The organism is Proteus vulgaris (assembly GCF_016647575.1).
Classification (GTDB): Bacteria; Pseudomonadota; Gammaproteobacteria; order Enterobacterales; family Enterobacteriaceae; genus Proteus; species Proteus mirabilis_B.
Genome location: NZ_CP032663.1, coordinates 1,552,657 through 1,578,160 on the forward strand (window position 1 = coordinate 1,552,657; position 25,504 = coordinate 1,578,160).

Consider the following 25,504-nt stretch of genomic DNA (forward strand, 5'->3'; position numbering starts at 1 on the left):
GAGTTATAAATGAAGATAAAAAAAATAGTATGGATAGTTTTTTTTGCCTTACTGATTAGCCTTGGCGCAGTTGCATTGTATATGATGCAACATATTCGAGGTCTAGAAGAAAATATTGTTGTAAAACAAGATGAAATGCTACTGACTGTGCCAGCAGGAACAGGGCGTGTTGCCATGGAGCAACTATTAATAAAAAATAATTTGCTTAATGAAGGGGATTATTTTCAGGTTTTATTAAAAGCTAAACCAGAATTAAGCCAATTTAAAGCAGGTACTTATCGTTTAACAAAAGGGATGACATTGCAGGATGTTTTACTACTTATCAAAAGTGGTAAAGAAGCTCAATTCTCTATCCGTTTTATTGAAGGAAGTCGCTTAAAGGATTGGCAAGCTATTTTTGAGCAAGCGCCTCAACTTGCTGCTGTTGCACACACAATGGATAGCGATAAGTTACGTCAAGAAATAGGCATAAAACCTGAGATTTCTAATCTAGAAGGTTGGTTTGCACCAGATACATACCATTACACAGCGGGTACGACAGATGTCGCAATTTTAAAACGTGCCTACCAGCAAATGGAAAAAACATTAGAAGAAGAGTGGATTAAACGCGATAGTGATTTACCGTATAAATCGGCTTATGAAATGCTTATCATGGCATCAATTATTGAAAAAGAGACGGGTATTGATGCTGAAAGAACAAAAGTTGCGTCTGTTTTTGTTAATCGATTAAAAACTAATATGCGATTACAGACTGACCCAACGGTCATCTATGGTTTAGGTGATAAATATAGAGGCACGATTTATCGTAGTGATTTAAATGGTTACACACCTTATAACACGTATCAAATTGATGGCTTACCACCAACACCAATAGCAATGCCGAGTGTTGCTTCAATTAGAGCCGCTGCACATCCAGCAGATACACGCTATCTCTATTTTGTTGCGGATGGAACGGGTGGTCATAAATTTTCAACCACACTCAATGAACATAATAAAGCCGTCGCACAATACCGACGCTTACAACAAAGATAATTATGAACAACAGTAAATTTATTGTAATTGAAGGACTTGAAGGCGCTGGAAAAACCAGTGCGATCCAAACAGTTGTTGATACCCTAAAAGATAAAGGTATCACTAACCTAGCATTTACCCGTGAACCGGGCGGTACTCCGCTTGCTGAAAAATTACGTGAGCTTATCAAGCAAGGTATTGAAGGTGAAAAAGTCACGGATAAAGCAGAATTATTGATGCTATACGCAGCGCGTGTTCAGCTTATAGAAAACGTAATAAAACCTGCACTTGCGGATGGTAAATGGGTTATTGGTGATAGACATGATCTCTCTTCTCAAGCCTATCAAGGTGGTGGACGCGGCTTAGATAAAGATCTTATGTTGTCACTTCGTAATACTGTCCTTGGTGATTTTCGCCCTGACTTAACCTTATATCTTGATTTAGATCCTGCTATTGGCCTTGCTAGAGCGCGTGCTCGAGGCGAGCTAGACCGGATTGAAAAAGAATCAATGGATTTCTTTTATCGTACTCGCGAACGTTATCAAGCATTGGCTAAAGATGATGATTCCATTATTACGATAGATGCCTCTCAAGCGATTGAAAAAGTACAAGCAGACATTCGTCAAACATTAACAGCATGGCTAGTTCAGCAGGAAAATAAATCACTATGAATTGGTATCCTTGGCTAAATCAGGCATATCGACAACTTATTAGCATGTATCAAGAAGGGCGCGGTCATCATGCCTTGCTTTTACATGCGATAGAAGGCATGGGAGGAGAAGCACTCTCTTATGGGTTAAGTCGTTGGTTAATGTGCCAGAATAAACAGGGATTAAAAAGTTGTAATGAATGCCATAGCTGCCGATTGATGCTTGCTGAAACACACCCTGATTGGCATGTTTTACAGAGTGAAAAGGGTAAATCCTCGATTGGTATTGAAGCAGTAAGAAAAGTCACTGAAAAGCTGGAGCATCATGCTCAGCAAAGTGGTTTTAGAGTAGTTTGGATAAAAGACGTTGAAGCGTTAACAGAAGCCGCTGCAAATGCATTACTCAAAACGTTAGAAGAGCCACCTAAAAACACCTATTTTTTACTGAATTGTCAGCAACCAGAAGTTTTATTAGCGACATTGCGTAGCCGTTGTTTTTATTACCATCTAGCAACGCCAGATCTTCAACACGCAACGCACTGGTTACAGCAACAATTACCAAACATACCTTATGCGAATAGTGTGACAGCATTGAATTTATCGCAGAACGCTCCGATTTTGGCGCTTTCATTATTGAAAGATGAGTGGAAAGAAAGAGAGACTTTTTGCCAAGCGTTATACACCAGCATACAACAACGTGATTTATATGCATTTCTGCCACAATTAAATCAAGATAATGCCGAGCATCGCCTGTATTGGTTGTTATCACTGCTACTTGATGCATTAAAATATCAAACTAATGCACAAGCCTATTGCGTGAACCAAGATCAGCAAGCATTGATTATGGCGTTATCACAATGGCCTTCGGATATTTTATTATCCACTATTGATGGATGGAAACAGTGTCGTTATCAGTTAATGACCATTCCAGCATTAAATAGAGAATTATTACTAGTAGAACAACTGCTAGATTGGGAAAATCAGCTAGTCACAAAAAATTAATTAGCTATATATTAATTATGATTTAGCTGTAATAAAAAACACCTATAAGTTGTACCAAATAAATGAGAGTAAGTTATGTTTTTAGTTGATTCACACTGCCATCTCGACTGCTTAGATTATGAAAAATTACATGAAAATATTGATGATGTTGTCGAAAAAGCACAGCAGCGTGATGTTCAATATATGTTAGCAGTAGCAACCACATTACTGGGTTTTAAGAGTATGCGTGAGCTAATCGGCAAACGTAACAATATTGCCTTTTCTTGTGGGATACATCCTTTAAATTTAGATGAAGGCCATGATGTTGAGGAATTAGCACGTTTAGCTGCCGCACCTGATGTTGTGGCTTTAGGCGAAACAGGGCTAGATTACTATTACCAACAAGAAAATGCGGCACTGCAACGTGAAATTTTCCGTGAGCATATTCGTATTGGACGCCAAGTTAATAAACCCGTTATTGTGCATACACGTAGTGCTCGCGAAGATACGTTATCTATTTTAAAAGAAGAAAAAGTTCAAGATTGTGGCGGTGTTCTGCATTGCTTTACAGAAGATAAAGAGACTGCAACAGCATTACTTGATCTTGGAATGTATATCTCTTTTTCCGGCATTGTGACATTTAGAAATGCTGAACAAATCAGAGAGGCCGCTCGTATCGTTCCTCTTGATAGAATTTTAGTCGAAACAGACTCTCCTTATTTAGCGCCAGTTCCTCATCGCGGAAAAGAAAATCAACCGGCTTATGTCCGTGATGTTGCAGAGTATATGGCAGTCTTAAAAGGGGTGAGTGTTGAAGAGTTAGCGCAACAAACAACGCGTAACTTTGCTAAGCTCTTTCATATTCAAAACTTACCTGCTTAATAGAATTAATCAGGAATTAAAATAAATAATAAGGTGATGGAAATGGCAGAAGAAACAATTTTCAGTAAAATTATTCGTGGTGAAATCCCAGCTAATATCGTTTTTCAAGATGATACAGTGACCGCATTTCGTGATATTTCACCTCAAGCACCCACTCATATTTTAATTATTCCCAATAAACTTATTCCTACTGTAAATGATGTTACTGCGGAAGATGAACAAGTATTAGGACACCTTTTTGTTGTTGCTGCAAAAATTGCACAACAAGAAGGTATTGCTGAAGACGGTTATCGCTTGGTGATGAACTGTAATAAACATGGTGGACAAGAAGTTTTCCATATTCATATGCATTTACTTGGTGGAAAACCACTAGGACCATTATTAAGCCAGTAATGGGTGTAATGCTAACAGCAGGATAACAGGAAGTAATACATGATAAGACAAGGTAAGACAGTTTACTCATTACTTATCGCTATGTTTATGACGACATTGCTCTCTGGATGTTTATCATCTCATTCGGATAATAAACTCTACTTCAATCGTCAACAGGCTATTATTATGGAGCCTTCAGTATTAGTTGTGGGCGTTGTTGCGGGCCAGCCAACCATCGAACACCATGCTAATGGCACAAAAGCGACAGTCATGTTATCAAATACACAATCTTACCCTGTCTCTATTCGCTATCGTTTTTATTGGTATAACGAACAAGGGCTTGAAGTTTCCCCTGCTGGGAATGTAAATGATGTGACTATTCTTGGTGATGGTGATACCGAAATTAGTGGTGATATACCAGATAAGACCATTAGTTATGTCAGAGTTTATCTCTTTACTTAGGATAAGGTAACGCGAGCATGAAAAGAGTTCTATTTGTGGCGATGTCTGTGTTTTTATTAGCAGGTTGTCCATCCATGTTGCCACAACAACCGCCAGTACCTGTTGAACCTATTGGGCCAGTGACGCCTACCGAGCCAGTAGAGCCGCCTAAACCCATAGAGCCACCAATTGAAATCGTACCAACGCCACCTAAAATCACGAGTATTAATTGGAATGCAGCTGTCACTCCTTTAATTAGAGAGATGGCGGTTACTGGTGATTTAGAAACGGGTAAGCTTATCGTTGTTGATAACGTTAAAAATAATTCAGGCGGGAATATCCAAGCGGTAAATGCAACCAATACCATTATTGAATCAGTTAATAGTATTAGTGCATTGCAAACCGTGCCTTATACACAAATGATGTCAGCACGAAAAGCCCTTGGTTTATCAGGTGAAGACAGCTTAGGCCTTCGTAGTGCAGCGATTGGTTTAGCCCGTTATTTGAAAGCTGATTATATTTTATTCTCAACAGTTGATGGTAAAAAAGATAATCGTGTGATCAGTATGCAGTTAATGTCAGTTTCTTCTGGTGAAATTCTTTGGAATGGACGCCATAAGGTTGAGTGATCCGCACTACTCAAGTTTGCTTAATGCCTTGCAAGCGCTTTTCCCTGCAACGGCATTAAGCAAATGGAAAATTACGGCATTAGAAGGATCAGGTGGTGGCGCTTTTCGCGTGCAATGTGCAGATATAGATTGGGTTGCTCGCTATTATGGTGATGAAAAAAGGGCGCTTTATGTACATGGAAGAAAAGAGTATGCCATTTTAAAACAGCTTTCAGGATCTAACTTATCACCTAACGTTGCCACCCGTTATAAAGAGTGGTTTTTTCTTTATTGGTTAAAGGGCGACCATCTAACCCACCAATCACTTTTTAATACTTATTTAAAACCGCTGGCTGAAAAAATAGCCATACTTCATCAACACACGCCGTTAGGTTTCCCTCTCAACTTAAATCATGAGCTATTAGTTTATTGGCAGAGTATTGATAGAAAACGTTTATCTGCTAAATGGTTACGCTTACAACAATATTTTTTACGCCAACCGCGATGTAATCTCATAAAATACGCGCCTGCTCACATGGATTTGCATGTTGAGAATATTCTTCTTAGTGATTCCGGTATAAAATTTATTGATTGGGAATATGCCGCTGATATTGATACCGCGGATTCGTTGATGACGTTCTTTGCAACAAATCAACTCAATGAATCGCAGCAAAATATGTTTTTAGATTATTATTGTTCGTATCATTGCCATTATGCTCAACCCAAAGAGACGGATGTTTCTTCTGTGAAGGCGTTGAGAGAGCGTATTCTTTCAAGAGAACCATTCATTTTTTATATGATGCTAATGTGGTATGAAGTCCGTTGGCAACAAACAAAAGATGGATCATTTTTAATAATGTCTGAACCTTTACGTCGCTATTTCAGTCTGACGAATTAAAGACATTATCTTGTCACAATTACAAAGAGAGGAATGTTATGGGTCCGGTAATGCTTGATGTTGAAGGATATGAACTCGATAGTGAAGAGCGTGAAATTTTAAAGCATCCTCTTGTCGGTGGATTAATCCTTTTTACCCGCAACTTCCACGATGCTGAACAATTAAATGAATTAGTTCGCCAAATTCGTGATGCATCTCATGAGCGCCTTGTGATAGCAGTAGACCAAGAAGGGGGACGAGTACAGCGTTTCCGTGATGGTTTTACACGCATACCAGCAGCTCAATCTTATGCGGCATTAAATGAAAGTTATCAAGCGAGCCATTTAGCACAAGAAGCTGGATGGTTAATGGCATCAGAAATGATAGCTATGGATATTGATATCAGTTTTGCGCCTGTACTTGACTTAGGTCATAACTGTATTGCCATTGGTGAGCGCTCTTTCCATGATTCACCTGAAATTGCTATGACAATGGCTGAGAGTTTTATTAAAGGTATGCGCTCTGCTGGCATGAAATCAACAGGCAAACATTTTCCTGGTCATGGTGCGGTAAGAGCGGATTCTCATAAGGAAACGCCTCGCGATGATCGCTCTTTAAATGATATTCGCCAACGTGATATGTCTATTTTTAAAGATTTCATTCAACGCCAGTTATTAGACGCCATTATGCCCGCTCACGTTATTTATTCTCAGGTTGATGAGCGCCCTGCAAGTGGCTCATCGTACTGGCTAAAATCCATTTTACGTGAACAATTAGGGTTCCAAGGCGTTATCTTCTCTGATGATTTATCGATGGAAGGTGCTGCCATTATGGGAAGCTACGCGGAAAGGGCACAACGTTCACTAGATGCTGGTTGTGATATGCTTTTAGTGTGCAATAACCGAAAAGGGGCAGTGAGTGTGTTAGATAACCTGTCCTCTGTCAAAGCAGAACGCATTTCCACATTGTACCATCACCGAGGTCGTTACACATTGAGTGAGCTACAAACCTCTGATCGTTGGAAAAAAGCGAATCAGTTGCTGACCCAATTACAGGAGCAATGGCAGGAGCGAGCATGATTATATATTTACATGGTTTTGATTCCACAAGTCCTGGAAATCATGAGAAAGTTTTACAGCTACAGTTTATTGATCCTGATGTCCGTTTTTTAAGCTACAGTACGTTGCATCCTCGTCATGACATGCAACACTTACTGAAAGAAACGGATAAAGTGATTAAATCCACGAAAGAGCCCGTATTAATTTGCGGCGTAGGATTAGGTGGATATTGGGCAGAGCGTATTGGTTTCTTATGTAATATTCGTCAGGTAATGATTAATCCTAATCTTTTTCCTTACGAAAACATGACAGACAAAATCGACAGACCTGAAGAATATTTAGATATTGCAACGAAATGTATTAAAGATTTTCGTTCTAAAAACAAAGATAACGCTTTAGTGATTTTATCCCGTAATGATGAGGTTTTAGATAATCAGCGTTCTGCTGATGAATTATCGCCTTATTACTCTGTAATTTGGGATGAAGTGCAAACGCATAAATTTAAGAGCCTCTCTGAGCATCTATTTAAAATTAAAGCGTTTAATAGCAAAAACTAAGACTAAAGTGATGTGTTTAAAATGGATGGCGTTTGTTCCATCCATTTTTTTGTCTTAAATACTCATACTTTCCTTTCTACCTCTCTCTTTTCAACACTTGTTTTGATCCTTTACTTTTATCATTTCAATTATCACGAGTGATTTTAACAGTCCTCTTTGTTCTTATTGTTTTAATTCATTGTATTTATTGATAAAAAAGGATACCTCTATGTTTTTGGTGGTCATTTATTCATCACTCAAAGGCAAAAAACGACTATTTTCTTCAAAAAATAGATATGAATATTCAAATATTTTTGATATAAATCAACTTTGGTATGACCATCTTTCCAATTAACTTGCTTAAGAACAAAAATAACAGCCGAAACGATTTAACTGTCGTTATTTAAGTAGATTTCACTAAGGCTATTTAAATAACAACAGTAAATATCTTTATGGAGTGACGTTAAATGTCATTAAAAAAAATTGTTATTGTCGGTGGTGGTGCGGGTGGTTTAGAACTGGCGACCAAATTAGGCAATAAATTAGGACGCAGCAAAAAAGCAGAAATTACCTTAGTGGATCGCAACAACAGCCATTTATGGAAACCCCTTTTGCATGAAGTGGCAACAGGCTCTTTAGATGATGGTGTTGATGCTTTAAGCTACCTAGCCCACGGTTATAACCATCATTTCAATTTCCAATTAGGCTCATTAACGGGGCTTGATCGCGAACAGAAAAACATCACACTGGCTGCTATTTATAATGAAGAGCAAGAGCTACTCGTCCCTGAACGCACGTTAGACTACGATATTTTAGTGATGGCATTAGGCAGTAAATCAAACGATTTTGGTACTCCGGGTATTAAAGAAAACTGTATTTTCTTGGATAGCCCGCAACAAGCACATCGTTTCCATAACGAAATGTTGAATTTGTTTTTAAAATACTCAGCAGATACCAATGCACAAGAAGAAAACCGTAAGGTAAATATTGCGATTGTGGGTGGTGGTGCTACGGGTGTTGAGCTTTCAGCTGAATTGCATAATGCAGTACGCCAACTTAATAGTTATGGATTAAAAAAATTAGCGCCTTCAGCATTAAATATTACGTTGGTTGAAGCAGGAGAACGTATTTTACCTGCATTACCAGTGCGTATTTCCAGTGCTGCACATCAAGAATTAACAAAATTAGGTGTGCGAGTGATGACCAAAACCATGGTCACAAGCGCAGATGAAGGTGGATTAAATACCAAAGAAGGTGAGCATATTGATGCTGACTTAATGGTGTGGGCGGCAGGTATTAAAGCGCCTGATTTTATGAAAGAGATTGCCGGTCTAGAAACTAACCGTATTAATCAGTTAGTTGTTAAACCTACCTTACAAACAACCTTAGATGAGTCTATCTTTGCTATTGGTGACTGTTCTTCTTGCCCAAGAAAAGAAGGAGGTTTTGTTCCTCCAAGAGCACAATCTGCTCATCAAATGGCAAGTCGTTGTTACAGCAATATTTTAGCAATGTTAAAAGATAAACTGCTAAAAGATTATGTATTTACCGACCATGGTTCACTCGTTTCACTTTCTAAGTTTAGTACCGTAGGTAGTTTGATGGGGAATTTGATGAAGGGTGACATGATGATCGAAGGGCGCATTGCGCGGATTGTTTATATCTCTTTATATCGAATGCATCAGATTGCTTTGCATGGTTACATCAAAACAGGGCTTATGATGCTAGTAGGATCAATCAACAGAGTGATTAGACCTAAGCTGAAACTTCATTAATTTATCTTTTGCTTTATAGATAAGACAAAAGTTGCCTTTTTAAACCCTCATATTATATGAGGGTTTTTTATCTATTTTTTCTTTTAAATTAAATAATTAAATGAGAATATCTAAATAAGATAAATAATCTTAGCATAAAGCACTAGATGATTTATCTGTTTATATCGAAAATAACCAATAACTCTAAAGCTCAATAGAACAATGATAAATATAATTTTATTATTAAGGTTAAACTTGTAATATTAAAGATAGCACTTGTTTTTATTTATTACGCTAAATTATTTAAGACTTTTCTTAAATAAAAAATGATGTTTAATTCATTAATTCATCAAATAAAATGTTATGGTATTTCGCAGGTTTGTATTAGAAAGATAATAAGTGAAAATTATTAGAGATATGCTTAACTTGTTATTTTTACTCATATTTAATAGGATAAAATTGTTTTATAAATCTTAAAATTAAATTTTATAATATGAGTTAAATATGAAATATCTCCTATTTTTAGACGACATTTGTTAACTTGGTGTTATCATAATGCTATATTATAAATAGCGTAGCGTTTTCTTTTTTTTTTAGCTAAATAAATTAAGATCAATCTTAATATAATGTGTAAATCTTAAGAATGTAGTCAGTATTTATTTAATTAAGTAATTAAAACAGAAATAAGTGGTGTATTTAACATGTCATAAATACGTAGTTTACTTATTATGTTAATCAGCATGGATGTTGAATTAAGCTATCAGATCAGAGAATTCATTTATTGAATACTAAATATATTAGCCAGTTAGAGCGAAACAGTGGCTTTTGTTATGTATCTGAGGCAATTAAGGATAAAACAAATAAAAAGGGGTAAAAGTGGGTGTTAATGTCAGAAAGTACACACTATTAGGACTAATCATTGTATTAGCTATTCTTTCATTTATTGCATGGAGGTGGGTATTTCCCCAGCCTCAATACGCTCATGTCGTTTCGGCGACACCTATTAAATCGACCGTTTTTGTGACAGAAGAGTATTGTCATCGAATTGGCTTACCCACACCTTTTACACCAGAAAAATTGTCACGATTTCACCCAGCAGAGCAAGAGTGTCGAGTGTTTTATATGATTGAAGCACTTAATAACAGCAATATTGCTAATTTCCCTTATCCTCAATTTAAAGAGTGCATTCCGATTTATCGTCAAGAGCGCAGAGTTGTGGGTTATGATGTGCTTTATACTATCGATGGAACGCCGGGCAAAGTACGAACGACATTTAAACCCGGTGAAATTATTGCGTTAGATTCTGATGGTCGGCTGATTTTAGAACAAGAACCTTATTGTTCTATGAATGAAAAAGTACCTTGCCGTAAAGAATAAACCTAATGATATAAAAAGAAAGGCGTAATGAAGTTACTTCAGTTACGCCTTTTTGTTGATCCAATAACCATTAAAGAGTGGTTATTTTATGCTCATCAAATGCACTTAACATATCATCAATAAAAGTGAGTCGCTTTTCACGCTCAGTTAAATCTGTAATAAATTTCAGTTTTGATGGCCCATCTAAGCGGAAAATTGCCGGTTGCTCTTGAAGTAAGCTGATTAAATAACCCGGATCGACTTTGTTTTTCTCACCAAACTCAATAAAGCCGCCTTTATCGTGCGCTTCAATTCGGGTGATACCCAAGCTCATCGCACTTAAGCGAATAGCGGCATTCCGAAGTAGATAACGTCCTGCATCAGGTAATTTACCAAATCTATCAATTAACTCTGCTCTTAGATCATTAAGCTCTGTTAAGTCGATAGCACTAGCAATTCGCTTATAGAATGAAAGTCTGACATTTACATCAGGAATGTAATCATCAGGCAACAAGACTGGCATTCTTAATTCAATTTCAGTTTGTTGATTGGTGAGATCTTCAAGTGATGGCTCTCTACCTTCTTTAAGTGCTTCTACGGCGCTTTCTAGCAATTCCATATAAAGTGAGAAACCAACAGTATTCATTTGACCGCTCTGTTCTTCACCTAATAATTCACCGGCACCTCGAATTTCTAAGTCATGAGTCGCTAATGCAAAACCTGCACCCAGATCTTCCAGCGAAGCAATCGCTTCTAAACGTTTATGGGCATCTTTTGTCATTGCTTTCGGATGTGGCGTCAACAAATAAGCATAAGCTTGATGATGAGAACGACCTACACGGCCACGTAATTGATGTAATTGCGCTAAGCCAAAATGATCTGCTCGTTCAATAATAATGGTATTTGCAGTAGGTATATCGATACCTGTTTCAATAATCGTGGTGCAAAGCAACACATTAAAACGCTGGTGATGGAAATCATTCATCACACGCTCAAGTTCACGTTCACGCATTTGTCCGTGACCAATACCAATACGTGCTTCAGGAACGAGTGCAGCCAGTCTTTCACGGGCTTTTTCGATATTTTCGACATCGTTATACAAGTAATAAACTTGTCCGCCACGCAAGGTTTCACGCAAGATAGCTTCACGCACGACTAAATCATCATATTCACGAACGAATGTTTTTACGGATAAGCGACGTGCTGGTGGTGTTGCAATAATGGAAAGATCACGCATGCCACTCATTGCCATATTCAGTGTACGAGGAATAGGCGTTGCGGTTAGTGTTAAAATATCGACATTTGCGCGCATAGCTTTGATACGCTCTTTGTGACGAACACCAAAGCGATGTTCTTCATCGACAATTAATAATCCTAAATCTTTCCATTGAATATTCGGTTGAAGGAGTTTGTGTGTACCAATCACAATATCAACTGTTCCTTCCGCCAGTTTTTCGGTAATTTGTTGCTGCTCTTTTGCACTACGAAAACGTGAGATCATCTCAATATTAACGGGCCAATTAGCAAAACGATCGCGGAAATTATCAAAATGTTGCTGAGCTAATAGGGTGGTTGGTACTAAAATGGCGACTTGCTTGTTGTTGTTAACTGCAAGAAAAGCAGCGCGCATCGCAACTTCTGTTTTACCAAATCCGACATCACCACAGACGAGTCTATCCATTGAAATGGCTTGGCACATATCGCTAAGTACCGCATTGATAGCCATTTCTTGATCAGGCGTTGTTTCAAAAGGAAAACTTTGGCGGAAAGATTGGTACTGCTCTTTGTCCATTTTAAAGGCAAAGCCTGTTTTTACTTCACGTTGAGCATAAACATCTAATAACTCGGCTGCGACATCACGTACTTTTTCGGCCGCTTTTTGACGTGCTCTTACCCATGCATCGCCACCCAATTTATGTAATGGGGCATTTTCATCTGCACCACCAGAATAACGGCTGATCAAATGCAGTGATGAAACAGGAACATAAAGCTTGTCATTACCTGCGTAGCTCAACATTAAATATTCAGCTTTAACGCCTCCCGCTTCTAGGGTTGTCATACCTTGGTAGCGACCAACACCATGCTGAAGATGGACAACAGGTTGTCCTATGGTTAATTCAGCCAGATTACGAATTAAGGTATCTGTATTAATAGCACGACGATTATCTTGACGACGACGATTAACACGTTCACCTAACATATCGCTTTCACAGATCATGGCTAACTGGCGATGGCTATCAATAAAACCATGTTCCGCAGCACCAATGATAAAGTAAAAACCTTTCTCTTGGGCGTCAGATAATTCAATGATCTGCTTGGGTGCTATTTTTATCCGTGATAAAAGCTCTTGTACGGTTTCGCGTCGACCTTCACTTTCAACAGAAAAAATCACACTGCCTGAAAATTGTTCTTGGAATCGGCGTAAGTTATCTAAAGGTGATTTGCTTTGAGCGTTTATCGATAAATCAGGAAGCGGTTGATAGCCTAAATTGGTCTGTCCGGCTTTTTCTGGCAACGTTTCTGTTTTAAGTTGAATACGAGGCCACTGTTTTAGTTCTTTATTAAATTTATCAACATTCAGCCAAATATCATCCGGTGGTAACAGCGGTCGCATAGGATCAACGCGGCGGCTTTCAAAACGTTGATTGATGTCTTGCCAAAATTTTTCTGCAAAATCTTGCAGATCTTGCGTCACTATCAATGTGTTTTTAGGGAAATAAGCAAATAAGTTAGATAAAGGCTGTTCAAAAAACAGAGATTGCCAATATTCAATTCCCGTTGGCAATATGTGTTTACTTACTTGCTGATAAATATGTTCAGGATCACGTCTTACATCAAACCGTTCACGCCATTGGCTACGGAAAATTTCTATCGCATTTGCATCTGTTGGGAACTCATGGGCAGGCAGTAAATTAATTTGATCAACTTCTGCTAATGTCCGCTGTGTGTCAACATCAAAAGTACGCAGGCTATCTATTTCATCATCGAAAAAATCAATACGATAAGGAAATTCACTTCCCATAGGAAATAAGTCTAATAATGCACCACGCGTTGCGTATTCCCCATGCTCTAAAACTTGTTCGACATGGCGATATCCCGCTTCATCTAATGTTTTACGTAAATTATCACGAGAAAGTATCTCTCCTTTTTGCATTACCAACGCATGACTTGCGAGATAATCCGTAGGGCAGACTTTCTGCATTAACGTATTGACAGGTAAGATTAAAATTCCCTTGAGAAGTGATGGAATACGGTATAGCGTAGAAAGGCGGTTTGAGATAATTTCTTGATGAGGCGAAAAACTGTCGTATGGCAGTGTTTCCCAATCCGATAATGTCTCTACTGGATAATCACAAAACTGACGGATTTCATCTTGCAAACGTAATGCATTTTGCATATCACGAGTAACAAGAACGACTAATCCAGAGTGACGTTTGATGATCTCTGCACATTCTAGAGCACAAGCGGCACCAGTCAGTTGACCTAGCTGGCGAGTATCCCCTTGTTTTATAGGAAGTTGATAACGATATTCTGAGGACATAAGCGTGTAATGTGAACTCTTTGTTGTAGTTAACTCCCAACACATCTTTAGCTTAATGGCTAAAGCTTAAACTGGCGGGCAGGTTAAGATAAAAGAAAAAACCACAGTTTGGGAATAGAGTGGTTCCATTCAGTAAGACTACCCTTTATTATCCCTGAACACTTCGCATTAGCAACAGGAACAGCACAGATTTCATGTACAATTCTGTCTCATTTTATATAGGGCTCCGTTATATGCGGGGTCGTGCGGTCGATAAGTTCGGTCGCTTCGTCTCATGGCTATCCGCTTTAGGGATTATGTTAGGTGTAGCGGCGCTGATAACAGTGACCTCTGTCATGAATGGCTTTGAACGTTCATTGCAAGAAAGCATTCTTGCTTACATTCCACAAGCAATAGTGACATCACCTAACGGGCAATTACCCCGAGATCCAAATATAGCTGAAAGATTACTGACGCGTGAAGGTATCATAAACGTTACCCCTTTAGTAGAAGGCGATGTTGTTTTGCAAAGTAAAGACAATATCAGCGTCGGTGTCATGCTGGGCATAGAAAAAGAGCAAGATGAACCTTTAACACGACATATTCGGTTTGGGGATTTTTCTATGCTGAAAGCGGGCGATTATGGTGTGATTTTAGGAAGTGGCCTCGCTAAACAGTTAAAAGCAAAAGAGGGGGATAGCATTCGCCTTATTGTTCCAAGTGTAAGCCAATTAACGCCAATGGGAAGATTACCTAGCCAACGGTTATTTACCGTTAAAGGTATTTTCCAAAGTGGTGGTGATGCAGATGCTTCACAAATTTTAGTGAATCAGCAAGATGCAGCACGTTTAATGCGTTATCAGCCGGGTAATATTACCGGATGGCGTCTTTTCTTCTCTGATCCTCTCAATATTGAAAAATACAGTGCGCAGCCTTTAGATAAAAATCTAAGTTGGAGAGATTGGCGCGAACGTAAAGGTGAATTTTTCCAAGCTGTTAAAATGGAAAAAAATATGATGGGATTATTATTAAGCTTAATTATCGCAGTGGCGGCTTTTAATATTATTACCTCACTTTCTTTGTTGGTGATGGAAAAACAAGGTGAAGTCGCTATCTTGCAAACGATGGGTTTAAAACGCTCTCAGATTATGTCCATCTTTATGCTACAAGGTGCAGGAGCAGGTATTTTAGGGGCGGTAGCTGGTGGACTTTTAGGCGCATTACTTTCAAGCCAATTAAACGTCATTATGCCGGCGGTAGGACTTATCCCTCAAGGTGTGGAATTACCCGCAACACTTGATTGGGGCAGAGTCTTTATGATTGGTTTCTCCGCTATTATCATTTCCCTTTTATCCACTTTATACCCGTCTTGGCGGGCCGCGGCTATTCAGCCAGCAGAGGCGCTACGTTATGAGTAATTCTTCTTTAAATAAACAGCCAATGGCATCAGAAAAACAAATGCAAATTAACGAAGATGGTTTATTGGATTGCCACGCCCTATGTAAACAATACCAAGATGGTTCTATTTCCACACAAGTGCTGAAATCAGTCTCTTTTAAAATGGATAAGGGCGATTTTCTTGCCATAGTGGGAAGCTCAGGCTCAGGAAAAAGTACCCTATTACATTTATTGGGTGGGCTCGATTCTCCAACATCGGGTGAAGTCTTTTTTAAAGGGCAATCACTTAATAAATTATCCTCTTCTGAAAAAGCGGATCTGCGTAATAGCCAATTGGGTTTTATCTATCAATTTCATCATCTATTACCGGATTTTACAGCGCTTGAAAATGTTGCTATGCCGCTGATGATTGGTGGTACAAGCGCTTCAATGGCAAAAGAAAAAGCGATGTCTTTACTTGAAGCCGTTGGGCTAAAAGATCGCGCTCATCATCGTCCTTCAGAGCTTTCTGGTGGTGAAAGACAACGTGTTGCGATTGCAAGAGCATTAGTAAACGATCCTGCATTAGTTCTTGCTGATGAACCGACGGGTAATCTTGATCAGAAAAATGCAGAAGGGATTTTCGAATTGTTGATTAAGTTAAACAGAGAAAAACAAACTGCTTTTCTAGTCGTAACGCATGATTTGTCATTGGCGGCTCGTTTTCAGCGCCAACTTGAAATGAAAGATGGTCAACTACAGTCACAAAACGCAATTTCAGGAGTGAAATAATGGCGCAATTGCCACTTGCATTAGTGACCGCATTACGTTTTTCAAGAGGACGAAAACGTGCGGGAATGGTTTCTTTAATTTCAGTTATTTCAACACTGGGCATTATGCTTGGTGTTGCTGTCTTAATTATTGGCTTAAGTGCCATGAATGGATTTGAACGTGAATTAAAAAATCGCATTTTATCGGTGGTACCTCACGGGCAAATATATTCAGTAGAGCAGCCATTTGTACAATGGCAATCAGCATTACCTCGTATTGAAAACACTCAAGGTGTTGTCGCGGCTGCTCCTTATATTTTACTCACTGGATTGTTAGAAAAAGGAACAGAGTTAAAGGCTGTGCAAGTTATGGGCGTTTCACCTGAAAAGCAGGGTGATATCAGCCTGTTACCTCGATATGTCCAAAACAATGCATGGCAAAATTTTAAGGCTGGTAAGCAACAAATTATTATTGGTCAAGGTGTTGCTGATGCACTAAAAATCAAACAGGATGATTGGCTCACCGTATTAATTCCAAATAATGATGATCCCACAAAGCTTTTACAACCTAAACGTATTCGCTTACAAGTCAGTGGTATATTTAAACTTAGCGGTATGCTCGATCATCAATTAGCGTTAATTCCTTTAGCGGATGCCCAGCAATATATGGATTATGGGCAAGGCATTACTGGGATTGAAGTGAAAACGGTAGATCCTTTTTTCGCCAATGAAATTATTCATAATGCAGGTTTAAACAGTAAAGAATATGTTTATGCCAAAAGTTGGATAAGTGATTATGGTTATATGTATAGCGATATTCAGATGATCCGCAGCATTATGTATTTATCAATGATCTTAGTGATTGGTGTCGCTTGTTTTAATATTGTCTCAACGCTGATTATGGCGGTAAGAGATAAAAGTAGTGATATCGCTATTTTACGAACATTAGGCGCACGGGATAGCCATATTCGTAATATCTTTTTATGGTACGGCTTATTATCAGGCATGATTGGCTGTATCGCTGGTGTGATATTTGGTGTGTTGGTTGCTTATAATTTAACGCCATTAGTGTCTGTTATTGAATCATTAACAGGACATAGTGTGTTATCTGGCGATGTTTATTTCGTTGATTTTCTGCCTTCAGAAGTTCATTTAATTGACGTTTTCTCTGTATTTATTACCACTGTGATCTTAAGCCTGATTGCAAGTTGGTATCCTGCTCGTCGAGCCACTAAACTAGATCCTGCAAGAATTTTAAGTGGGCAATAAGTTTATTGACATACAAAGAAGAAAAAACGCTTAAACTAGTGAAGATAAAAAACGCGATATTTAAATTTGAAAACCAAGGATTGTAATAATGAAACTTAAACTTCGTCATCGTCGGCTTAGGAAGTTTCGTAAAATTAAGAATTTACGCAGACAACATTCACGTTGTCGCTATTTTCATCTAACCCATAAAACGGAACATGAAATGAATTTACCCAAAGTTGTCGTATTAACAGGGGCTGGCATTTCGGCTGAATCAGGAATTAAAACATTCCGATCAGAAGATGGATTGTGGGAAGAGCATCGCGTTGAAGATGTTGCAACACCTGAAGGTTATCAACGCAATCCCCAATTGGTTCAGCAGTTTTACAATGAACGTCGTCGCCAATTGCAACAACCCTCTATTCAACCCAATGAAGCGCATTATGCATTAGCGAAACTAGAGCAACGCTTAGGCAAAGAGAATTTTTTACTGGTAACTCAAAATATTGATAATCTGCATGAAAAAGCAGGTAGTAAACATATTTTGCATATGCATGGTGAATTGCTAAAAGTACGTTGCCCTCAATCTCGCCAAGTATTTGAATGGAAAGGGGACTTAGAAACGACAGATCGTTGCCATTGTTGTCAATTCCCATCACCATTACGCCCTCATATTGTCTGGTTTGGTGAAATGCCAATTGGCATGGAAGAGATTTATCGCGCTTTGGCTGAGGCCGATATTTTTATCTCTATCGGTACCTCTGGAAATGTTTATCCAGCAGCCGGTTTTGTCCATGAAGCTCGGTTAACAGGTGCTCATACTGTTGAGTTAAATCTTGAACCCAGTTTGGTTGAAAGTCAGTTTGAAGAGAAACATTATGGCCCTGCGAGTCAGGTAGTTGATGAATATGTTCATAAATTGTTTGAATTAATTAATGATCCTAAAGCTGATTTGACGCAATAATTATTTTATAGAGTTCCCTATTATTGTTCTTAGAGAGATCTTAGGGGGCAAAATGGATAAATTATTAGAACGTTTTTTTGAATATATTAATTTTGATACACAATCAAAACCATCTTCAAAAATGTCACCAAGCAGTGATGGACAATTAAAACTAGCCAAGGCATTGGCTCAAGAATTAAAAAAACTGGGCTTTTCTGATGTAACGCTCAGTGATAAAGGATGTGTAATGGCGAGTTTACCATCCAATGTATCTTGGCCAGTGCCAGTTATTGGCTTTATTTCGCATCTTGACACAGCGCCGGATTTTTCTGGTAAGCATGTAAAACCACAAGTGCTTGAAGATTATCGTGGCGGTGATATTGCTTTAGGTATTGGTGATGAAGTGTTATCACCAGTAATGTTCCCAATCTTACATTCAATGATTGGTAAAACATTAATTACGACGGATGGCAAAACATTACTGGGTGCGGACGATAAAGCGGGTATTGCTGAAATTATTACTGCGATGGTGCGCTTAAAAGAAACAAATCGACCTCACGGGGATATTCGAATAGCTTTCACTCCTGATGAAGAAATTGGGCGTGGTGCGCATTATGTCGATTTAAAAGCATTTGGCGCAAGCTGGGCTTATACCGTTGATGGTGGTGGTGTTGGCGAACTGGAATATGAAAACTTCAACGCCGCATCCGTAAATATCAAAATTGTAGGTAACAATGTTCACCCAGGTAGTGCAAAAGGGGTGATGGTTAACGCATTAGGATTAGCAACGCGCATTCATCAAGAATTACCTGTTGATGAAACACCAGAAAATACCGACGGTTATGAAGGTTTTTACCATCTGCAAAGTATCAAAGGTTCGGTAGAAAGAGCGGAAATGCATTATATTATCCGTGATTTTAACCGTAACTTATTTGAAAAACGCAAACAGAATATGATTGCGATTGCAGAGAGAGTGGGTAAAGGCCTACATCCTGATTGCTATATTGAGCTAACAATTGATGATAGCTATTACAATATGCATGATAAAGTTGTTCAATTCCCACACATCATTGAAATAGCCAAACAAGCAATGATTGATTGTGAAATTGAGCCAAATATCAAGCCTATTCGTGGTGGTACAGACGGTGCTCAACTTTCTTATCGTGGATTACCTTGCCCTAATATTTTTACTGGCGGTTATAATTTCCATGGTAAGCATGAATTTATCTCTTTAGAAGGTATGGAAGCAGCGGTGAGTGTGATCATGCGTATCGCTGAAATTACAGCTGAAAGAGAAAAGGCTAAAGTGATTAATTAATTGCTTATTGAGCTTCGAAGATAAAAATAATAGCCGATATTTCGGCTATTATTTTTTAGATACGCTTATTAATTACATTTTTTGGCTACATTGTTTATCTACATTGTTAGCTCAGATGACTTATTTACGCTCTTTATAATCTTGCTCAACAGAAGCTTTCCAATCTTCATTTAACTCTTTACCTTCAATTTTAGACTGAACAGCTTTATTAACCGATTCATAGGCATTTCCATAACCTTTGGCATCTTGAATATATTGAGTTGAGTTAGATGATTTTATACCAATACTTTCCGCTGCACTTATCGCATCAAAATTGGCACCTAGAAAGATAAACTCCCAGTTTTTTTCTTTTTCTGCTGAAGTAATTAATGATTTCACTTTTTCTAGCGAATATTCACGACTACTGTTTTCTTCACCGTCAGTGATGATCACCATCATGACATTTTTATACGGTGAATTTGGTTTATTCCCTTCAGTGATCGCATTTCCCACCGCATCTAGTAATGCAGTATTACCTGATGCAAAATAATCGTTAGTAGTTAAATCTTCTATCTTATTAATATCTACGCGGTTATGTAATTTTTTAGCCTTACTATCAAATAAAATCGTGGTGATATAGACTTTTTCCGGGCGATTTTTATTTTCAGCTAAAATGGTATTAAATCCACCAATGGTATCCTTTTCATATCCTTGCATTGAACCACTTTTATCTAACACAAAAATGATATCCGTTTGCGCTGGTGATGCTTTCATACTTGCTATTTCTACTGTTTCTGCAAATACCATGGTCGGTAAAATAAAAGCAGCAATTAAAACAATAAACTTTTTCATAGACGACTCCATTGTCGAAAAAAGAAGTAAAGCAGTAAAAATCTAATTTTATCTTAGAAGGAATTTATAAAATAAAATAGGAGAAATAGCTGAAAAAACAGACAGTGCATTAATAGGTAAGCGTACTTAATTAAAAATAGAATGATTTTGTAATAAAAGACTTGCATATTATTTAATATTAAACTTTTAATATAGGCTTAATATGAATAACTCTTTGATAAATTGATTTTATTGAATATCTCTTATAATCAAAGCGAGATAAATAAATATAATATAAGGATATTGAATGGAAACCATAACAGGAAAATTACTAACGCCTGTAATAGAAGAGCAACTAAGCTCTCATAAAAAGGAAGTGATTAAAAAATCTGATCGACAGTCATTTATTATTATTTCTAGCTATTTTATGATAACTTATTTAATCTCATTTTCTCTTTATGCAACAAATAGTAAGCATACGTTATTACTTTTTTTCTTACAAAGTACATTTTTTGTTTTTATTCCTTTTCTCTTTCGTAATACAAGATTACTTTTAAAAGAAGCGATAAATTATTTAATTCGTTAAATTTTATAAAAAATGATATTTTAAAATATTTTATGAACTATAAAGCCCTGCCATTTATATGATAGGGTTTTATGGCTAATATTATATATCTTAAGTTAAATGGAGAGCTGGAACGCTAATATGGGAGTATGTAATTGTGAAAACAAGCACATATAGTATTTGGGAAAATAGGATTAATTAATGAAAAGTATTACTAGATTATTGCTTGAATCTGGGATAAAAAAAAGAGATATAAAAGCATTGAGAAATGAATGTTTTTTTTCTGGGATAGACTTTGAAATATCTATAAAAAAATTAGCTAAAATGTCATTTATAAGTGTAATAGGATATTTATTACTAATATTATTTTTATTACCTTTTTTTAATTTTTTAGTTGATGATGATTTTAGTGTCAAATCTTATTTATTACAAATACTATTGTTTACGTTAATTCCTTTTTTATTTAATAATACAAGAGCTTCAATGAAAGAAGCTCTCTTTTATAGTAAATTATTACTGAAAAAATAAAATTTTAATATTTAGTGTGTCATTAAAAATTTCTATTATTGCTGGTTTTGATATTGAGGGTAATCTAATTTTAAAGTCAGCATTCTAATGCTAGAAATAATTGTCCTGTATATGTAGGATCATGATTTTTTAATATAAAGCGGAAAAAATCAAATGTAGAATTCAGTGAATTATTGTCTGCCATGGAAGATCAGCTTATTATCAATAAAAAAGCCCTACCATTAATATGACAGGGCTTATAACTTATTATTGAAAATTAGTGATAATTAATCTTCAAAATACCAATAACCTTGATTAACTAACTGAGTTAATAAACGCACAAATTTTGGATCAGCTAATGCATCGCCCAAGTGTTGTTTATCAATATAATCATATTGGCAAAGTGCATCCACCGCTTCTATATGATCAGTATCCATCAATTGGCCATTTACAAAACAGTTATCGCCAACACGTAACGCACGAAGGCCATTTAAACGATGAAGCTGCTCACCTTGTTGCAGTAAATCGTGAATTTCTGCATTTTCATATAAAGGTTCAGGAACTGCGAGATCAAGTTCATGGCGAGATTGAGAAATAAATTCACCAAACCAATGACGAAATACTTCTGGCTGAGCAAGTAAATCTTCCATCATGTCATGAAGTTTATTTAACTCTTGATGTTGCACTAATGCTGGGTTTTCACGCGGTGTTAGATCTGGGTCGCTATAACGATAACTACCTAAATCATTTGCTAACACATAGTCAGCGAAACCACTGAAAAGTTCACGAGCATTAGGTGCTCTGAAACCAACAGAGTAGTTTAGCGATTCTTCAATCGCATAGCCTTCATGTGGGAATCCAGGTGGGATATAAAGAATGTCGCCCGGTTCTAATTCTTCATCAATAATTGCTTCAAAAGGATCAACTTGCAGCAGATCAGGGTGAGGGCAGTGTTGTTTCATTGGGATTTTTTCACCCACACGCCAGCGACGACGACCTTGCCCCTGAATAATAAAGACATCATATTGATCAAGGTGTGGGCCTACACCACCACCGGGAACAGAGTAAGAGATCATTAAATCATCAATGCGCCAATCGGGTAACACACGAAATGGCTTCATTAATGCCGCACTAGGAAAATGCCAGTGATCGACGGCTTGTACAAGTAAAGACCAATCTTTATCACCAAGTCCTTCAAAGTGCTCAAAAGGCCCGTGTTTGACTCCCCACTGTCCGTCTTGACAGCTAACAAGACGGCTATCTACTTCATCTTCCATTGCAAGACCAGCAAGTTCGTCAGGAGATAAAGGATCAACAAAACGAGAGAAGCCGTTTTTAATTAATAAAGGGCGTTTTTGCCAATGGCTTTCAAGGAATGATTGCCAATCTAAATTAAGTTTATAGTCCATTGTGTATATCCTGAATTCGGGAAGCCTGAAGCCATAGTATAATGAATTCTAACTTCCTGCTAAACATTCCTTTGAGCAATGTGAGTAATAGCGATTAACACAATAGTAACTGAACAGATATCATGCATAACGTCGTATAATTGGCGGTGATTTAAAAATAGAAAGAAGCGTTTTATCAATAATGATTATTCACGCTCAGTAGTAAGTTGCTGCTCAGCAAAGGTTACAGTGATACGAGCGCCACCTAAAGGGCTATCGGTAATAGTAATTTCACCACTGTATTGTTCAATAATATCTACCGCTATCGATAATCCTAAACCTTGCCCCGGACGCAGTGTGTCTGCTCTAGTTCCTCGCTGAAAAATAGCCTCTCTTTTTTCAGGGCTGACACCCGGACCATCATCATCAACAACAATCATTACGCTGTTTTCATTATTGCTAACATTGATTTCAACGAATTCTAAGCAGTATTTACAGGCGTTATCCAGAATATTGCCCATCACTTCCATAAAGTCATTTTTCTCACCTAACCACATAATTTCAGGTGAAACATTGAGTGTTAAATCAACACCTTTTGACTGATAAACTTTACTTAATGCACTACAAAGATTATCAAGTAATCCTGACAGTGAATGAAGTTTTCGCGTGGTAATATCGTGATCACCATGAATGGATGCGCGGTGTAGGTAATAACCCACTTGTTGTGAAATTCGTTCAATTTGGTCGAGCATAATAGGCTCAGCTTGCTCTATCGTCATCTGCTTGCCTGATCGCAAAGAGCGTAACGTTGATTGCAACACGGCAAGTGGCGTTTTTAAGCTGTGGGTAAGATCCGATAAACTTGTACGATATTTACTGTAACGACTGCGTTCATTACGCAATAACACATTTAAATTTCGGACTAAACCTTTTAACTCTGTTGGCGGGTTTTCATCCAAATCATTACGCGTACCTTTTTCTAATGCGCTGATTTGTTCAATAACTTGTTTTATGGGTCTTAAACTCCAATGTGCAGCTAACCAAATTAAGGGTACAACTAAAAATAGATTCGCAAGAATGATATATAAGAACCAGTCCCAAACTTGACTGACTTTTTGCATACGCTGAGGAATAGGATCGATAACTGCGATTGCCATATAAGGCATATTATCAGCTGCCGGATAATGATTAATCACAACAGAGTGAGTTAAATACTCATTACTGGAATATTCATCAAGGCGTTTAAGATAAACACGATATTGCGGTAACTGCTTTAACATTAAACGTGTTGTTTTGACATCAACAGCGATTTCAAATAAGCCTTCTTCATGGCGCCATTTATGTTTAATGCTATCAGGAATCGCTTTCGGCAAGTCGGGGGGCGTCCATAATACACTGCCTTTATCATCAAAAATAACCACCAGCGAGGTATTGTTATTATTAAGGTTTGTTGGAAACTCAATATTCAGCTTGCTCTTATCCCACTGCGCTAAGCTGTAGTAAAGATTACTTTGACTACGCATCAACATAAAAGTGGTTTTATCCACGCTGACAATCGAACCGACAATAGCAACTAACCCATAAGAGAGTGTAAGTGCCAAAATAATGGCACTCGTTGCAAGTAAAAAACGAGTTCGTAATGAGAGTGGAGAGCGCTGTTTTTTTTGCATATTAAGGTTTCATATCAAAACGGTAGCCTTGCCCGCGTACTGTAACCACCACGTCATCAGGGTATTTTTCTAAGATTTTTTTACGTAGTCTGCCCATCAGTACATCAATAGTGTGACTCTCTTTTAATTCAGCATCTGGATATAACTGACGCATTAATGCATCTTTACTAACAACTTTATTTTGATTGCGCATCAATGTTTCTAAAATTGTATATTCAAATGCGGTTAACTTAATCTGTTCTCCTGAAATCATGAACTCTTTACGTGATAAATCCAATTCAAAAGGTTCAATAGCGAGGGTTTGCGATGCAATTCCCATGTTTCTTCGCATTAATGCCTGAATACGTGCAACAATTTCCTCAAAATGAAAGGGCTTTGTCACATAGTCATCAGCACCTGCATTTAATGCGGAAACTTTTTCTTGCCAACTTTCACGCGCCGTTAAGACCATTATGGGTAGGGTAATATTATTTTCTCGCCATCTACGAATAAGGCTAATGCCATCTTCATCAGGCAATCCTAAATCCACAATGGCAACATCAGGTGTACCTTCTGCTATAAAACTATCTGCTTCTTTGGCATCTTCTGCTGCATCAACCTGATGCCCAGCATCACGAAATTGCACAGATAAATGATGGCGAAGTAAGATATTATCTTCAATAATTAAGATCCGCATTATTCCACCTTGAGTACAATCAGCAAAAGTTCACTGTTGTAAAATAAATGTAGGAAATGATAGTCAATCTATCATATAAAAATATGGGCTCATCATAGACAATCTATCGCTTAAAAAACACTGTATCCAGCAAAGTGTTTAAGTTATAGATAGTTTTCTTTGTTTTTTGGTTATAAAAAAAGGCAGA

24 protein-coding genes are annotated in these 25,504 nt (G+C 37.6%); 19 read left to right on the top strand and 5 right to left on the bottom strand.

Annotated elements, in window-relative coordinates; all coding sequences use genetic code 11:
- Positions 1-9 precede the first annotated feature (9 nt).
- The 12 genes from mltG (at position 10) to umoD (ending at position 10,546) form a co-directional block, all read left to right on the top strand.
- On the top strand, positions 10-1,032 hold the full coding sequence (mltG, locus tag D7029_RS07085) for an endolytic transglycosylase MltG (RefSeq protein ID WP_194952239.1): 1,023 nt from the start codon (positions 10-12) through the stop codon (positions 1,030-1,032).
- A gap of 2 nt (positions 1,033-1,034) precedes the next feature.
- Complete coding sequence (tmk, locus tag D7029_RS07090; RefSeq protein WP_194952240.1) at positions 1,035-1,682, top strand: dTMP kinase; 648 nt, start codon at positions 1,035-1,037, stop codon at positions 1,680-1,682.
- Positions 1,679-2,662: a DNA polymerase III subunit delta' gene (gene holB, locus D7029_RS07095; protein WP_194952241.1), complete on the top strand. Its 984-nt coding sequence runs from the start codon at positions 1,679-1,681 to the stop codon at positions 2,660-2,662. The genes tmk and holB overlap by 4 nt, the downstream gene beginning before the upstream one ends.
- Before the next feature lie 75 nt (positions 2,663-2,737).
- A complete protein-coding gene (locus D7029_RS07100; RefSeq protein ID WP_194952242.1) occupies positions 2,738-3,523 on the top strand; it encodes a metal-dependent hydrolase in 786 nt (261 codons plus the stop codon).
- A gap of 42 nt (positions 3,524-3,565) precedes the next feature.
- Positions 3,566-3,916: a purine nucleoside phosphoramidase gene (hinT, locus tag D7029_RS07105; protein ID WP_036913377.1), complete on the top strand. Its 351-nt coding sequence runs from the start codon at positions 3,566-3,568 to the stop codon at positions 3,914-3,916.
- A 39-nt stretch (positions 3,917-3,955) separates the two neighbouring features.
- Complete coding sequence (locus D7029_RS07110) at positions 3,956-4,357, top strand: YcfL family protein (protein ID WP_194952243.1); 402 nt, start codon at positions 3,956-3,958, stop codon at positions 4,355-4,357.
- Positions 4,358-4,374: 17 nt separating this feature from the next.
- Positions 4,375-4,965 (top strand): penicillin-binding protein activator LpoB, encoded by a 591-nt coding sequence (locus tag D7029_RS07115; protein WP_194952244.1) that lies wholly within the window; start codon positions 4,375-4,377, stop codon positions 4,963-4,965.
- Positions 4,943-5,842: a phosphotransferase gene (locus D7029_RS07120; protein WP_194952245.1), complete on the top strand. Its 900-nt coding sequence runs from the start codon at positions 4,943-4,945 to the stop codon at positions 5,840-5,842. The genes D7029_RS07115 and D7029_RS07120 overlap by 23 nt, the downstream gene beginning before the upstream one ends.
- Before the next feature lie 38 nt (positions 5,843-5,880).
- On the top strand, positions 5,881-6,900 hold the full coding sequence (nagZ, locus tag D7029_RS07125) for a beta-N-acetylhexosaminidase (RefSeq protein WP_036937719.1): 1,020 nt from the start codon (positions 5,881-5,883) through the stop codon (positions 6,898-6,900).
- On the top strand, positions 6,897-7,436 hold the full coding sequence (gene ycfP, locus D7029_RS07130; protein WP_088493180.1) for an alpha/beta hydrolase YcfP: 540 nt from the start codon (positions 6,897-6,899) through the stop codon (positions 7,434-7,436). The genes nagZ and ycfP overlap by 4 nt, the downstream gene beginning before the upstream one ends.
- A 446-nt stretch (positions 7,437-7,882) precedes the next feature.
- Entirely contained in the window at positions 7,883-9,190 is a 1,308-nt protein-coding gene (locus D7029_RS07135) for an NAD(P)/FAD-dependent oxidoreductase (protein WP_194952246.1), read from the top strand.
- An 855-nt stretch (positions 9,191-10,045) separates the two neighbouring features.
- On the top strand, positions 10,046-10,546 hold the full coding sequence (gene umoD, locus D7029_RS07140) for a flagellar biogenesis regulator UmoD (protein WP_088493179.1): 501 nt from the start codon (positions 10,046-10,048) through the stop codon (positions 10,544-10,546).
- 70 nt (positions 10,547-10,616) lie between these two features.
- On the opposite strand, the gene mfd is transcribed toward umoD, so the two are convergent.
- Positions 10,617-14,066, bottom strand: coding sequence for a transcription-repair coupling factor (gene mfd / locus D7029_RS07145; protein WP_194952247.1), 3,450 nt, complete (start codon positions 14,064-14,066; stop codon positions 10,617-10,619).
- 194 nt (positions 14,067-14,260) lie between these two features.
- Here mfd and lolC point away from each other — a divergent pair, with 194 nt between their 5' ends.
- The 5 genes from lolC (at position 14,261) to pepT (ending at position 19,701) form a co-directional block, all read left to right on the top strand.
- A complete protein-coding gene (gene lolC / locus D7029_RS07150) occupies positions 14,261-15,463 on the top strand; it encodes a lipoprotein-releasing ABC transporter permease subunit LolC (protein WP_194952248.1) in 1,203 nt (400 codons plus the stop codon).
- Between the two features lie 40 nt (positions 15,464-15,503).
- Complete coding sequence (gene lolD / locus D7029_RS07155) at positions 15,504-16,214, top strand: lipoprotein-releasing ABC transporter ATP-binding protein LolD (protein WP_276044803.1); 711 nt, start codon at positions 15,504-15,506, stop codon at positions 16,212-16,214.
- Positions 16,214-17,461 carry a lipoprotein-releasing ABC transporter permease subunit LolE gene (gene lolE, locus D7029_RS07160; RefSeq protein ID WP_194952249.1) on the top strand — a complete coding sequence of 416 codons (1,248 nt, stop codon included), beginning with the start codon at positions 16,214-16,216 and terminating at the stop codon, positions 17,459-17,461. The genes lolD and lolE overlap by 1 nt, the downstream gene beginning before the upstream one ends.
- A gap of 88 nt (positions 17,462-17,549) precedes the next feature.
- Positions 17,550-18,404, top strand: a complete 855-nt coding sequence (gene cobB, locus D7029_RS07165; protein ID WP_193775113.1) for a Sir2 family NAD+-dependent deacetylase — start codon at positions 17,550-17,552, stop codon at positions 18,402-18,404.
- Between the two features lie 52 nt (positions 18,405-18,456).
- On the top strand, positions 18,457-19,701 hold the full coding sequence (gene pepT / locus D7029_RS07170; protein ID WP_194952250.1) for a peptidase T: 1,245 nt from the start codon (positions 18,457-18,459) through the stop codon (positions 19,699-19,701).
- Positions 19,702-19,821: 120 nt separating this feature from the next.
- Here pepT and D7029_RS07175 read toward each other — a convergent pair whose 3' ends face one another.
- On the bottom strand, positions 19,822-20,532 hold the full coding sequence (locus tag D7029_RS07175; protein ID WP_228766744.1) for a vWA domain-containing protein: 711 nt from the start codon (positions 20,530-20,532) through the stop codon (positions 19,822-19,824).
- A gap of 286 nt (positions 20,533-20,818) precedes the next feature.
- Between D7029_RS07175 and D7029_RS07180 the strand changes: the two genes are divergently transcribed.
- The gene (locus D7029_RS07180; protein WP_194952252.1) at positions 20,819-21,097 is read left to right on the top strand and encodes a hypothetical protein; all 279 of its coding nucleotides are present in this window, start codon (positions 20,819-20,821) and stop codon (positions 21,095-21,097) included.
- A gap of 180 nt (positions 21,098-21,277) precedes the next feature.
- Positions 21,278-21,604, top strand: coding sequence for a hypothetical protein (locus tag D7029_RS07185; protein ID WP_194952253.1), 327 nt, complete (start codon positions 21,278-21,280; stop codon positions 21,602-21,604).
- 266 nt (positions 21,605-21,870) lie between these two features.
- On the opposite strand, the gene D7029_RS07190 is transcribed toward D7029_RS07185, so the two are convergent.
- The 3 genes from D7029_RS07190 to phoP form a co-directional block, all read right to left on the bottom strand.
- Positions 21,871-22,992, bottom strand: a complete 1,122-nt coding sequence (locus D7029_RS07190) for a cupin domain-containing protein (RefSeq protein ID WP_088493168.1) — start codon at positions 22,990-22,992, stop codon at positions 21,871-21,873.
- 185 nt (positions 22,993-23,177) lie between these two features.
- Positions 23,178-24,641: a two-component system sensor histidine kinase PhoQ gene (gene phoQ / locus D7029_RS07195; protein WP_194952254.1), complete on the bottom strand. Its 1,464-nt coding sequence runs from the start codon at positions 24,639-24,641 to the stop codon at positions 23,178-23,180.
- A gap of 1 nt (position 24,642) precedes the next feature.
- The gene (gene phoP, locus D7029_RS07200) at positions 24,643-25,317 is read right to left on the bottom strand and encodes a two-component system response regulator PhoP (RefSeq protein ID WP_075672656.1); all 675 of its coding nucleotides are present in this window, start codon (positions 25,315-25,317) and stop codon (positions 24,643-24,645) included.
- Positions 25,318-25,504 lie beyond the last annotated feature (187 nt).